The following is a 12814-nucleotide window of genomic DNA, read 5'->3' as shown; positions in this document are numbered from 1 at the left end:
TGCTTTCTTAGAGGAGTTTTAACGATGAACAACCGCAATTTCCTGGCGCTGGCGATTGCGCTGCTGATGTTTGCGCAAATTGCGCAAACGTTATACAGCCCAGCGTTGGGGGACATCGGGCGCGTCTTTGCTGTCGGCCCGGAAGCAGCGGCCCAGACCCTGTCGGTGTATTTTCTCGCGTTCGCCTTCGGTGTGGTGGTGTGGGGCCGATGGTGTGATCGCTTCGGCCGGCGTCCGGTCATGCTCGCGGGTCTGGCGATTTATGCAGCAGCCATGCTGGTCGGCCTGCGGGTCAGCAGTTTCCAGGGCTTGCTGTGGGTGCAGGGTGTAGCAGCGTTCGGCGCCGCGGTGGCGTCGGTGGTTACGCAAACCGTGTTGCGTGACCGCTTCAAGGGCCCCGAGCTGGCGCAGGTTTTTTCACTGGTCGGCATCGCGCTCGCGGCGAGCCCGGCAATTGGTTTGTTCAGCGGCGCCACTCTGGTTCAGCTGTTCGGTTATCGCGGTGTGCTGGGCGCGCTGTTGTTACTCGCTGGGCTGCTGTGGTTGTGGAGTTGGTATGGCCTGGCGGAATCTCGTCCCCAACAGACGCCCGACATCAGTCTCTTTGAAACTCTCGGGTGCATGCTGTGTGACTTGGGGATTTGGCGCTCGGCGCTATGGATTGCTTCGTTCAACGTTGCGCTGTTGAGTTACTACAGCCTCGCGCCGTTCATGTTCCAGCGCTTGGGTCTGAGCGAAACCTGGTTCGGATACAGCGGTGTGTTGCTCGCCCTCGGCTCGGGTTTTGGCGCGTGGTTCAACAAGCGTCTGCTGCAGGCCGGGTACACGGCAATGCAGCTGATTCAGCTTGCAGCCTTGTCCGGATTGGCCGGTGGCATCGGCGTCCGGTTATCGCAGGACAGCGCCGTTTTTGTGCTGCCGATGGTGTTGATCGTAGTGGCATTCGGCATGGCCATTCCCAACATTCTTGGTCTGGCGCTGGTGAATTACGCCGATCGTCTGGGCACCGCCGGCGCGTTATTGGGGTTGATGTATTACTTGCTGATTGGCGCGGGACTGATGCTCGCGGGCTGGTCTCAGGCCTTGGGAGCAACATTGATGGCGTGTAGCGCTGTGGCGCTGGTGCTCACGATATTGCCATTCAAAGGAATGAATTGCCGGGCTTAATAGGAAGCATTACTATTCACGCCCCTTTCCTCAGCACGCCGCCCATCCCCCATGCGTTCCCGCAGATCCGGCTTTTTCGAGCATTACGAAGAGTTGATCGGCACCTGGACTCGCCGCCTGCGCAATCGCGCGCAGGCCGAGGATCTGGCGCACGACACCTTTGTGCGAGTGCTTGAGTCGGATTCGGCGGCGGTGCAGCAGCCGCGGGCGTATTTGCACCAGACGGCGCGCAATATTGCGGTCGATGCTTATCGGCGCGAGGATCGGCGTAATGCCATGGCGTCGGAGGCGATCGATGAGAGCGTGTCATCCACGGGCGACCCGGAGCATTACATGCACGCGATCCAGCTGGCCGATTCCATCGAACGCGCGCTCACCGAGCTGCCGCTCAACTGCCGCAAGATCTTCGTCTGGCAGAAGATCGAGGGCCTGACTCAGGCAGAAATCGCCGAACGCCTGGGGCTGTCCAAGAACATGGTCGAAAAGTATATGATCCGCACCCTGCGGCATCTGCGTGAGCGGCTGGATGGGTTGCAATCGTGATGCCGTATAACGTCGAAAAGATCGCAGCCTTCGGCAGCTCCTACAGGGGGCCGTGCCGAATCTCAACCTCAGCCGGACAGGACTTTCCATGATGGAGACTGGTGATTGCGCCTGTGGGCAAACGTCGGTGCGTGACGAGGCGGCGGCCTGGTTTGTGCGCTTGCAGGAGCCGGATACCGGCGCCGATGAACAGCAACGCTTCGACGCCTGGCTGAATGAGCACCCGCAACATCGCGAAGAATTCCAGCTGCTGCAAGGCTTGTGGTCGGCGGCAGACCTGCTGTCCACGCCACGTCTGCAAGCGCTTGCTGAAACCCCGCGACCTCGCCCCGAACGACGGCCGTTGCTGCGTTATGCGGCCGCTGCAAGTGTGTTGGCCGTTGCGCTGGGACTCGGGCTGTTCAGTGGGCTGAATCATCCGGGCACTTACCGCGCCGAGTTCGCCACGGCACCGGGCGAGCGTAAGCACGTGGCGTTGCCGGACGGTTCGGTGCTCGACCTGAACAGCCGCAGCCGCTTGCAAGTGCGCTATGAACGGGATCGACGCATCATCGAATTGAGCGCGGGCGAGGCGATGTTCAGCGTCGAACACGATGCCTCGCGCCCGTTCATTGTCGAGGCCGGCAGCGGCAAGGTCACGGTCACCGGTACGCGTTTCGATGTGCGCCGCGATGCCACGCAGACCCGCGTGGCAGTGGAGCAGGGCACGGTGAAAGTGCAGGGCAGGGCGGCGCCGGATGACCTGTTCGTCAGCCTGACCGCAGGGCTCGGCACGGTCGTCGATGCCGAGGGCAAAGTCCAGCCGGCCTACACGGTCAATCCGGCGCAGCTGACTGCCTGGCGCAACGGCAAACTGGTGTTCAACAACGCCAGCCTCAGTGAAGTGGCTGCCGAAGTGTCGCGCTATCGTGACAAGCCGCTGATCGTCACGCAGCCGAGCGTGGCCGGCCTGCGCCTGACCAGCGTGTTCAAATCCGACGACACCGACGCCTTGCTCAAAGCCTTGCCGAGCATCCTGCCGGTGACCGTGCGCCCCCTCGCCGATGGTAGCCAGGAAATAATTTCCAGATAGCATTCAGGTTTTTTTCGAGTTCATCGTCTTCCTGTTCAACTGCAACTGGTTTGCATTAACAGCCGCACACTCTTGCGATCCACAGGACTCCGTACGACGTGAACATCACCACCACCCACAATAAAAAATCCCCCTGGTTGCCGCTGGCTCTCGCGCTGGCGGTCAGTGCAGCGATGCCGCTGGCGTTTGCCGCTGAAGCCATTCATATCCGCGCGCAGCCGTTGGGCCAGGCCTTGAGCGAACTGGGCCAGCAAACTTCGCTGCAGGTGTTCTTCAGCCCCGAACTGGTGGCGGGCAAACAGGCACCGGCGGTCGACGGTGACGTTTCGCCGGAGCAGGCGCTGCGGCAGTTGCTGCAGGGCAGCGGCCTCGATTACCAGATCAACGAAGGCTCGGTGACACTCGCGCCGGCCGCGACTGCCGCTGCCAGCAATGGCCCGCTGGAGCTGGGCGTGACCGACATCAAAGTGGTCGGTGACTGGCTCGGTGACGCCAATGCGGCGGTGGTGCAGAACCACCCAGGCGCACGTACGGTGATTCGCCGCGAAGCGATGGTCGAGCAAGGCGCGATGAACGTCAGCGACGTGCTCAAGCGCGTGCCCGGTGTACAGGTGCAGGATTCCAACGGCACTGGCGGCAGCGACATTTCCCTTAACGTCGGCGTGCGCGGTCTGACGTCGCGCCTGTCGCCACGCTCCACTGTGTTGATCGACGGCGTGCCGGCAGCGTTTGCACCCTATGGCCAGCCGCAACTGTCGATGGCACCGATTTCCTCGGGCAACCTCGACAGCATCGACGTGGTGCGCGGCGCCGGCTCGGTACGTTACGGGCCGCAGAACGTCGGCGGCGTGATCAATTTCGTGACCCGCGCGATCCCGGAAAAAACCACGGGTGAAATCGGCACCACCCTGGAGACCACCCGGTACGGCGGCTGGAAACACATCGACACCGCGTTCCTGGGCGGCACCGCCGACAACGGCATGGGCGTCGCGCTGTTGTATTCCGGCGTCAACGGTCGTGGCTACCGCGAGCGCAACAACGGCAACGACATCGACGACGTGTTGCTCAAGACCCATTGGGCGCCGACCGATCAGGACGACTTCAGTCTCAACTTCCACTACTACGACGCCAGCGCCGACATGCCCGGCGGCCTGACGCAGCGCCAGTACGACGACAAACCGTACGAATCGGTGCGCGACTACGACCAGTTCAGCGGTCGGCGCAAGGACGTGTCGTTCAAGTGGATCCGGCAGATCGATGACCGTACCCAGGCGGAAATTCTCACCTATTACACCGACAGCTTTCGCGGTAGCACCATCGCCGCCCGCGATCAACGCACCCTCAGCTCGTTCCCGCGTTCCTACTACACCCTCGGTATCGAGCCGCGCGTGTCGCGGGTGTTCGATGTCGGCCCGACCACCCAGGAAGTCAGCGTCGGTTATCGCTACCTGAAAGAGGCGATGCACGAAGAGTCGAGCCGACTGGCACTGGTCAACAACCAGCCGGTGGTCACGCCGACCTCCGACGGCCATGTATTCCAGGATCGCACCGGTGGCACCGAAGCCAACTCGGTGTATGTCGACAACAAGATCGATGTCGGCAATTGGACCATCACCCCGGGCATTCGCTTCGAACACATCAGCACCGACTGGCATGATCGCGCCGTGCTCGACACCGCCGGGCGGCCGGTGCCGGAGAAAAACCGCAGCATCGAAAGCAACGAACCGCTGCCGGCGCTGAGCGTGATGTATCACCTGTCCGATGCCTGGAAGCTGTTCGCCAACTACGAAACCTCGTTTGGCAGCCTGCAGTATTTCCAGCTCGGCCAGGGCGGCTCGGGGGACAACACCGCCAGCGGCCTGGAGCCGGAAAAGGCCAAGACCTACGAGATCGGCACGCGCTACAACGATGACGTCTGGGGCGGCGAAGTGACGCTGTTCTACATCGACTTCGATCACGAGTTGCAATACATCAGCAACGATATCGGCTGGACCAACCTCGGTGCGACCAAACACCAAGGCATCGAAGCCTCGGTGCACTACGACATGGCCGCGCTCGACCCGCGCCTCGATGGCCTGACCGCCAACGCCGGTTTCACCTACACCCGCGCCACCTATGAAGGCGAGATTCCCGGCTTCAAGGGCCGCGATCTGCCGTTCTACTCGCGGCAAGTGGCCACGGTCGGTTTGCGTTACGACATCGATCGCTGGACCTGGAACATCGACGGCTTCGCCCAATCGAAACAGCGCTCGCCGGGCACCGGTGTCAACGCCGACGGCAGCTTCAACGGCAACTACATCACCGAAGGCACGGCGGACGGGCAGTATGGTGACATTCCGGGTTACGTGACCTGGAACGTGCGCGGCGGCTATGACTTCGGCCCGCAGGTGTCCAATCTCAAGCTTGGCGCCGGGGTGAAGAACGTCTTCGACAAGCAGTACTTCACCCGCTCCAGCGATAACAACTCGGGCATGTACGTCGGCGCGCCGAGGACCTTTTTCGTGCAGGCCAGCGTTGGCTTTTAAAACATAGATCAAAAGATCGCAGCCTCCGGCAGCTCCTACAAGGGATCGCAAATCCATGTAGGAGCTGCCGAAGGCTGCGATCTTTTGCTTTAGACCTTCAGGACTTTCCCGCCGATGGCCACCGCCACCAGCAACATCGCCATCAGCCCAAAAGCAAAACTCAAACTGCTGGCGTGCGCGACGAAACCGATCACCGCCGGCCCGGCCAGAATTCCTGCATAACCGAGTGTGGTAATTGCCGGCACTGCGATGCTTTCCGGCATCACCGTCTGCTTGCCCACCGCCGTGTACAGCACCGGCACGATGTTCGAGCAGCCGGCGCCGACCAGCGCGTAACCGACCAGCGCGGCTTGCCAGCTCGGTGCGAAAGTGGCGAGAAACAAACCCGCCGCCGCTAACAGACCGCCGAACAGAATGATCCGCGTCGCGCCCAACTGGCGCACGATGCGGTCACCGAGCAAACGGCCGACGGTCATGGTCAGCGCAAACGCCGCGTAACCCAGGCCGGCGTACGCCGTGTCGATCCCGCGTTCCTGGGCGAGGAATACCGCGCTCCAGTCCAGTGCCGCGCCTTCGGTGAGGAAAACGATGAAGCACATTCCGCCGATGAACAGCACGATGCCGTGAGGTATGGCGAAGGCCGGGCCAGTGCTTTCGCTGCCGTAGGGCAACATGTGCGGCACGCACTTGAGCAAGGCACCGATCAGCAACACGACCACTACCAGCATCGCCGCGAGCGGAGTCAGGCCAAGGCCGAGCAGGGCGCTCACGCCCGCCGCGCCGACGATGCCGCCCAGGCTGAACAAACCATGGAAACCCGACATCATGTGTTTGCCGCTGGCGCGCTCGACGATCACTGCTTGCAAATTCACGGTCGAATCCACGGTGCCGAGGCCGGCGCCGAACATGAACAGCGTGGCAATCAACGCCGGAATCGACGACACCGTGGCCAGCAATGGCAGCGCCGCACAGATCAGCAACGTGCCGCCGGTGGCCACCCGTCGGCAACCGAAGCGCGTGGCAAGAATCCCCGCCAGCGGCATCGCCAGAATCGAGCCGACACCCAGGCACAACAGCAATAACCCCAGCGTGCCCTCATCCAGCCCGGCCCGCGCCTTGGCGTACGGCACCAACGGCGCCCAGGCCGCAATGCCGAGGCCAGCAATGAAAAAAGCGATGCGCGTGGACATCTGTTGCAGGCGTCCGGGGACGAAAGTGTCTTGGGGGTTGAGGCTGGTCATATCGATCCTTGGCAAAAAAACAACTGCATCCCGAGTGACATTCTGACGGCGTTGAGGTTCGATCACGAGAGTCGGGTTGGTGCGGCGTACATCGTTACACAGCACAACCTGTGGGAGCGAGCTTGCTCGCGAATGCGATAGGTCAGATATCGGCCTGTCTGCTGACACACCGCATTCGCGAGCAAGGTCGCTCCCACAGGATCTGTGTTAGTCATTAGAGTGGCGTTCATCAATACGAAGGGAAACGGTCGGCAATGACGAGGTTCTACGACGCACGGGGCAATATCTACGCTGTGGTCTCACCCCAAGCCTTGCGCGAGGCCGGAATTGCCCTGCCGGCCAGCGCCGCCGAGTGCGCCGCGTCGCGTCAGCAATGGAACGAAGCGGCCATCGCCCTGTGCTGCCACTGGCCCGAAGGCCAACGTCCTGCCAACAGCAAACCCCACCGCAGCGACGGCCTGCTCATCGGCCCGTTCCAGACCTCGGCACCCTTCGATGTGCTGATCGTCAACACCGACGGCAGTCTCGCCGAGCGCAGTGGCAACGGCCTGACGATTTTCTCTCAAGCGTTGACCGAGCAAGGCCTGATGCCGGAGGAGGGTGCAGTGCTGCGCGTTCATCATGCCAAGGGCGAGGCGCTGGAAACCTCGGTGAAACCGGCCGAGGTCGAAGGCGTGCGCGGTTTCTGGCTCGACCTCGGCCAGCCCGGATTCGGCCCGCAAGCCGTAAGCGCGCAGGCGGTTGAGAGCATTCAGTTCAATAACCGGGAAGTCAGCCAGGTCCTGCCCCTGGCACAACTCGATCCCGACTGGATCCACAGTCAATTCGTACGCATCGGCAATCCCCACTGCGTAACGCTGCTCGGCGATGCGGCCGCTTTGCCGAGCAACGAACAGATGCGTGAATCGCCCCTGAACGAACGGCTGACCGCAATTGCCTATGCCATGCCCATCGGTGCCGGAAATCCCTGCCCGGCGGGCGTCAATCTGCAATGGGCCGCGCTGGCCTCGCCGCAGAAAATCCTCGCCCGGGTATTCGAGCGTGGCGAGGGGCCGACCGCATCTTCCGGCACCAGCGCCAGTGCGGTGGCATGTGCGGCGTGGCGGGTGGGTTGGGTCGGGGCGGGGGAAGTGCAAGTGATCATGCCTGGCGGCACTGCACCGGTTTTGCTTGAGGTTTCAGAAGCAGAATTGCTGCGGGTGAGGTTGTTTGGCACGGCGCGGTTGATTGATTGATTCGGCCACTAGCGATGCTCTTGTAGGAGTGAGCCTGCTCGCGATGGCGGTGTGTCAGCCACATTTCTATCGACTGAAAGAACGCTATCGCGCGCAGGCTCACTCCTACAGTGTTTGTGGCGAATGGAATATTTGCATTCGACTCAGCGCAAGTCTCAGCTGAACTCCACCACCGGCATTTGCCGCTTCATCAACACCTTGCCGCCGCGAATCGAATACAGCGGCAGGCCCTGGCTGCGGATCACTTCGTAATCACTATCCGCCGACAGAATCAGCAGGTTCGCCGGGCGGCCCTGTTCCAGTCCGTAACGCTCGCCCAAGTGCATGGCTTTGGCGCTGTTGTCGGTGACCAGATCCAGCGCACTTTGCAGGTTGCGATAACCGAGCATGTGGCAGATGTGCAGGCCGGCTTCGAGCACGCGCAGGATGTTGCCGTTGCCCAGTGGATACCACGGGTCGACGATGGAATCCTGGCCGAAACACACGTTCATGCCGGCCTCGAGCAATTCGTTGACACGGGTGACGCCCCGGCGTTTCGGGAAGTTGTCGAAGCGGCCCTGCAAGTGGATGCTTTCGGTCGGGCACGAAACGAAACTGATCCCGGAATGCCCGAGCAGACGGAACAGCTTGGCGCAGTAGGCGTTGTCGTATGAGCCCATCGCCGTGGTGTGGCTGGCGGTGACGCGCGCGCCCATGTCGCGGCTGCGCGCTTCTTCGGCAAGCACTTCGAGAAAACGCGAATGCGGGTCGTCGGTCTCGTCGCAATGCACGTCGACCAGGCAACCGGTGCGCTCGGCCAGGTCCATCAGAAACTTCACCGAACTGACGCCCTGATCACGGGTGTATTCGAAATGCGGAATGCCGCCGACCACGTCGGCGCCCATGCGGATCGCTTCTTCCATGAGCTCGCGACCGTTGCGGAACGACTCGATGCCTTCCTGCGGGAACGCGACGATCTGCAGATCGATCAGGTGACGGCTTTGCTCGCGCACTTCGAGCATGGCTTTGAGCGCGGTGAGTTGCGGGTCGGTGACGTCGACGTGGGTGCGCACGTGCTGGATGCCGTGGGCGGCCAGCGCCTGAATGGTCTTCCTGGCGCGGGTTTTGGTGTCTTCTTCGGTGATGGTGACCTTGCGCTCGCCCCAGCACTCGATGCCTTCGAACAGCGTGCCGCTCATGTTCCAGCGCGGCTCGCCGGCAGTGAGGGTGGCGTCGAGGTGAATATGCGGCTCGACGAACGGCGGCACTACCAGATTGCCGCCAGCGTCGAGATCGTTCGGGCCGAGGGTCGGCGCTTCGGTCTGGCGGGCGATGCTGTGAATCAGGCCATCTTCAAGGTGCAATTCGTGCAGGCCTTCCTGGTTGCGCAGTCGGGCGTTGATGATGTGCATCAGGCGAATCCTTTTATAAGTCTTGTAGTGGTGCGCTGAGGCGACGGGCGCCGAGCAGACCGGTGACGATGACATACGTTAGCGCGGCAGCGGCGATGCCTACCAGCGGCGCGACCCAAGGCGAACTGAACGCGGCGACAGTGCCCACGCCGTAGGCCCCGAGCCCCGGCCAGTTGAACGCCGGCAACCGTGCGTCGGCCAGACGCGGATAATGCCCGCGCCAGCGATAGAAGAAGTCAGCCATGATCACCCCGCCAATCGGCGGAATCACCGTGCCGAGCAGGATCAGATACGGCACCAGCATGTCGTACATGCCCAGCAGGGCGAGCAGGGTGCCGATCACCGCACCGCCGAGGGTTACGGTCTTGCGCCGGCCGGTGCGCAGCAGGTTGCAGCCGGCCACGGCGAAGTTGTAGATGGTGTTGTCCTGCGTGCTCCAGATGTTCAGCAAGAGCATGGCCATCGCGGCCATGGCGAAGCCTTGCAACAACAGCACTTCGACCACATCCGGTTGCTGATAGACGATCGCACCGTACGCGCCGATCAGCACCATCAGGCCGTTGCCGATGAAAAAACCGATCAGGCTGGCCAGCACAGCCACCCGTGCCGAACGGGAGAAACGCGTCCAGTTGGTTGCTTGCGTCGCGCCGCTGACGAAAGTACCGAACACCAGGGTGATCGCCGTCGACCAGTCCAGCGAACCCGTTGGCACCACGTTGAGCAATCCCTCGAAACCGCCGACCTTTACCGTCGCCACCCACATCGACAGCATCAGCAGCAACATCATCGCCGGCACCGCAATGTACGAGAGAATTTCCAGTCCGCGATAACCGATGTACGCCGTGGCGCAGAAGCCCAGGCCAAACAGCATCATCAAGGCCAGCACGGTGCTTTCATCCAGATTGAAATACTTGCCGATCACCACCGCCGCCGTCGCGGTGCCCCAGGCATACCAACCGATCTGGGTGAATCCGAGAATCAGGTCGCTGAGCTTGCTGCCGACTTCGCCGAAGCAGAAACGGCCCATCAGCACCGAATTGAGACCGCTCGTGAAGGCGATGTAACCCAGGCCCGCCGCGTACAGGCCGAGCAGCAGATTGCCGACGATGATCACCGTCATCATCTCGGCGAAACCGAAGGCGACTCCCAGCTTGCCGCCGGCAAACATGGTCGCGGTGAAAAACGTGAAGCCCAGTAACACCATCGCCGTCGAGGCCAGGCCTTTGCGCGCATGCATCGGCACTTCACTGAGCGGGTAATCGTTGCCGGGGGCGTTCTGCGTCATGGGGCAGTCCTTGCTGGAAGGGAGAAGACGCAGGAGGGTTGCAGCGGTCGTGCCAAACACCGTACGACAGGGGTTGCGTGTAGACGAGTGAGGTGGTTCGGCGCGAAAACAGTGCACCTGAACACACCGAAGCCCAATGTAGGAGCTGCCGTAGGCTGCGATCTTTTGATTTTAAAAAACAAGATCAAAAGATCGCAGCCTTCGGCAGCTCCTACAGGGGGATCTGAGTGGGTCAGAGAAAGCGCATGAGGGCGGCGACAATGGCGTCAGGGGCCGGTCCTCTTGGCGGGAGAGCGGACAGCATAGGCATAAAAAAACAGCCGTAAAGGCTGTTTGTGTGAATCAACGGAGTTCCCTTGTGGGAGCGAGCCTGCTCGCGAAAGCGGTACATCAGCCAACATAAATGTAATTGGCCAACCGTATTCGCAAGCAGGCTCGCTCTCACAAATTATTCCCCGCGATAAATGCACCCGCTGGTGCACGTCTCGTGAATGCGGATCGCGCTCAGCTCCGGGAGCAATGGCTTCATTTCATTCCAGATGAATTTTGCCAGCACTTCGCTGGTCGGGTTTTCCAGGCCGGGAATGTCGTTCAGGTAGTTGTGATCGAGGCGCTCGTACAGCGGCTTGAAAATCGCTTTGATCTCGGAGAAGTCGCGAATCCAGCCGGTGTGCGGATCAAGGTCGCCGCTCAGGTGCAGCGCAACCTTGAACGAGTGACCGTGCAGGCGCCCGCACTTGTGGCCGTCCGGGACGTGCGGCAGACGATGGGCGGATTCGAAAGTAAATTCCTTGAAGATTTCCACGGTATTTTCGGCTCTGTTCAGATGGCGTTCGCCGCAGCGATTCGGGCAGGCGGCGAGTTTATCAGCTTGTCTTTGGCCGTGCTGACTAAAGGGTCAGCAAGCGGTCGGCGAGGCGACCGTTGGCCGTCAGTTCGAGAAACTCGTCGCCCAGGCGGCGGCTCTCGTCCATCGCCGCGTGCCAGTATTTCTGCCGGCCCGGCGCATCGCCCATAAAGCGTTTGAAGTCGTTACGGTCGGGCAGTTTGCCGTAGGGCAGGCGCGCCAGATATTCCTTCGATGGCGCGACCAGCAGCACATCCTGCAGACGCTGCACCGAAGCGCGGCGCCATGGCAGCGTCTTGTCGAACCAGCCGGGAATCACCCGGTCAGTGAAGTGCGGATATAGCACGATGCCATCGCCGCTGTAGGGCAGATCGAGGTGATAGTCGAGCAAGCCGCCGTCACGGAACGTGCCCGCACCGGCGCCAGGCAAGTCCCGTACGCCTTGCATGACCATCGGAATCGACCCGGAAGCCAGCAAGGCCTGGCGCAGGTTGCCGGTATTGAGCGCGACGAAACGCGAGGGGAAATCGGTCAAGGCATCGAGCGGCGGTGCCAGGCGCGGATCGTGAATGATCAGCCGTTCGAAGTGCCGCGCCAGCCGTGCGCGACCACGCAGGTTGTCGGCGATCACCGAGCCCAGCGCCAGACCGAGCCGCCCGCGATGGTCTTCGGCGAGGCGGCCCTGGCTTTTCACCACCATGATGTTCAGGCGGTAATGCGCGTTGTCGAGAATGCTCGCGTCGCGGCCGTCGAGCAGGTCGTTGAGCATGCGCTGCGAACTCTGGCTGATTTCAGCCATGGTTACGCCTTTGTTGAAATGCTGCTCGGCGTACAGCTGACCGAGGCGACGAATGCCTTCGGCGGCGTCCGGCAGGCAGGCGCTGGCGAAGCGCCAGGAGCCGACCGAGGCGCCGATCAGCGAACGCTCGCGCGGTGCGCTCGGTAGCCATTCGCCGAACAACGCCACATCGAGACCCTGGATCCCCAGCGCCTTCGGCCCACCGGCCGCGCCGGGCAGCGTGCCGACGTCAGCAGCGTGCAAGCCCTGCGCACGAATCCGCGCCATGGCCCGCGGGCCGGCCTTGAGGGTGAGGGCGGGGAATTTGATGTGGATGGCGGTCATACCGTTCTCGATCGTTAGCAAGCTGCGAATTATAAGCCTATGTCGCTTGCCCTTGTTGGAGTGAGCCTGCTCGCGATAGCGATGTATCAGTGCCAAATGTGTTGGCTGATACACCGCTATCGCGAGCAGCCTCACTCCTACAGGGGGGCAAGGTGTTCATGGATTTTGTGTCAGACGCAAAATCATGTGGGAGCGAGCCTGCTCGCGAAAGCGATGGTTCAGAAACATAGTTGCAACTGACACTCCGCCTTCGCGAGCAGGCTCGCTTGTATGTTTAGACTTGAAGGGGTGGGCGGGACTACAGACTCGATTCTGACTCTGACCAGTACAGACCGTGGGAGACTTCTCCTCCCGCCCCTTCTACCCAAAGCGCCGATAAGGAATT

General features: G+C 61.8%; 10 protein-coding genes. 5 read left to right on the top strand and 5 right to left on the bottom strand.

The window, feature by feature from the left end; genetic code table 11:
• The first annotated feature begins 24 nt into the window (after positions 1 to 24).
• From VNV36_RS06455 to VNV36_RS06440, 4 genes are all read left to right on the top strand, one after another.
• Positions 25 to 1167 (top strand): MFS transporter, encoded by a 1143-nt coding sequence (locus VNV36_RS06455; protein WP_325717046.1) that lies wholly within the window; start codon positions 25 to 27, stop codon positions 1165 to 1167.
• Between the two features lie 51 nt (positions 1168 to 1218).
• Positions 1219 to 1710 carry a sigma-70 family RNA polymerase sigma factor gene (locus VNV36_RS06450; protein ID WP_325717045.1) on the top strand — a complete coding sequence of 164 codons (492 nt, stop codon included), beginning with the start codon at positions 1219 to 1221 and terminating at the stop codon, positions 1708 to 1710.
• Between the two features lie 88 nt (positions 1711 to 1798).
• Positions 1799 to 2782 (top strand): FecR family protein, encoded by a 984-nt coding sequence (locus VNV36_RS06445; protein WP_325717044.1) that lies wholly within the window; start codon positions 1799 to 1801, stop codon positions 2780 to 2782.
• Between the two features lie 98 nt (positions 2783 to 2880).
• A complete protein-coding gene (locus VNV36_RS06440; RefSeq protein WP_325717043.1) occupies positions 2881 to 5307 on the top strand; it encodes a TonB-dependent siderophore receptor in 2427 nt (808 codons plus the stop codon).
• Positions 5308 to 5396: 89 nt separating this feature from the next.
• On the opposite strand, the gene VNV36_RS06435 is transcribed toward VNV36_RS06440, so the two are convergent.
• Positions 5397 to 6548, bottom strand: coding sequence for an MFS transporter (locus VNV36_RS06435; protein WP_325717042.1), 1152 nt, complete (start codon positions 6546 to 6548; stop codon positions 5397 to 5399).
• Between the two features lie 254 nt (positions 6549 to 6802).
• Here VNV36_RS06435 and VNV36_RS06430 point away from each other — a divergent pair, with 254 nt between their 5' ends.
• The gene (locus tag VNV36_RS06430; protein WP_325717041.1) at positions 6803 to 7783 is read left to right on the top strand and encodes a diaminopimelate epimerase; all 981 of its coding nucleotides are present in this window, start codon (positions 6803 to 6805) and stop codon (positions 7781 to 7783) included.
• Between the two features lie 155 nt (positions 7784 to 7938).
• Here the strand turns inward: VNV36_RS06430 and codA are convergent, their stop codons facing one another.
• From codA to VNV36_RS06410, 4 genes are all read right to left on the bottom strand, one after another.
• Entirely contained in the window at positions 7939 to 9174 is a 1236-nt protein-coding gene (gene codA / locus VNV36_RS06425; RefSeq protein ID WP_325717040.1) for a cytosine deaminase, read from the bottom strand.
• Positions 9175 to 9187: 13 nt separating this feature from the next.
• Positions 9188 to 10459, bottom strand: a complete 1272-nt coding sequence (codB, locus tag VNV36_RS06420; RefSeq protein WP_325717039.1) for a cytosine permease — start codon at positions 10457 to 10459, stop codon at positions 9188 to 9190.
• A gap of 448 nt (positions 10460 to 10907) precedes the next feature.
• Positions 10908 to 11264: a 6-carboxytetrahydropterin synthase QueD gene (gene queD, locus VNV36_RS06415; protein WP_007915588.1), complete on the bottom strand. Its 357-nt coding sequence runs from the start codon at positions 11262 to 11264 to the stop codon at positions 10908 to 10910.
• An 85-nt stretch (positions 11265 to 11349) separates the two neighbouring features.
• On the bottom strand, positions 11350 to 12429 hold the full coding sequence (locus VNV36_RS06410) for a patatin-like phospholipase family protein (RefSeq protein ID WP_325717038.1): 1080 nt from the start codon (positions 12427 to 12429) through the stop codon (positions 11350 to 11352).
• Positions 12430 to 12814: the final 385 nt, after the last annotated feature.

This window comes from Pseudomonas sp. (genome assembly GCF_035554175.1).
GTDB lineage: Bacteria > Pseudomonadota > Gammaproteobacteria > Pseudomonadales > Pseudomonadaceae > Aquipseudomonas.
This window is presented reverse-complemented; position numbering and strand designations above follow the sequence as displayed.

What these genes read in the sequence shown, in the direction of transcription:
- codB (WP_325717039.1), bottom strand. Translation starts at nt 10,459, where the DNA reads ATGACGCAGAACGCCCCCGGCAACGATTACCCGCTCAGTGAAGTGCCG.
- VNV36_RS06410 (WP_325717038.1), bottom strand. Translation starts at nt 12,429, where the DNA reads ATGACCGCCATCCACATCAAATTCCCCGCCCTCACCCTCAAGGCCGGC.
- VNV36_RS06435 (WP_325717042.1), bottom strand. Translation starts at nt 6,548, where the DNA reads ATGACCAGCCTCAACCCCCAAGACACTTTCGTCCCCGGACGCCTGCAA.
- codA (WP_325717040.1), bottom strand. Translation starts at nt 9,174, where the DNA reads ATGCACATCATCAACGCCCGACTGCGCAACCAGGAAGGCCTGCACGAA.
- VNV36_RS06430 (WP_325717041.1), top strand. Translation starts at nt 6,803, where the DNA reads ATGACGAGGTTCTACGACGCACGGGGCAATATCTACGCTGTGGTCTCA.
- VNV36_RS06450 (WP_325717045.1), top strand. Translation starts at nt 1,219, where the DNA reads ATGCGTTCCCGCAGATCCGGCTTTTTCGAGCATTACGAAGAGTTGATC.
- VNV36_RS06445 (WP_325717044.1), top strand. Translation starts at nt 1,799, where the DNA reads ATGATGGAGACTGGTGATTGCGCCTGTGGGCAAACGTCGGTGCGTGAC.
- VNV36_RS06455 (WP_325717046.1), top strand. Translation starts at nt 25, where the DNA reads ATGAACAACCGCAATTTCCTGGCGCTGGCGATTGCGCTGCTGATGTTT.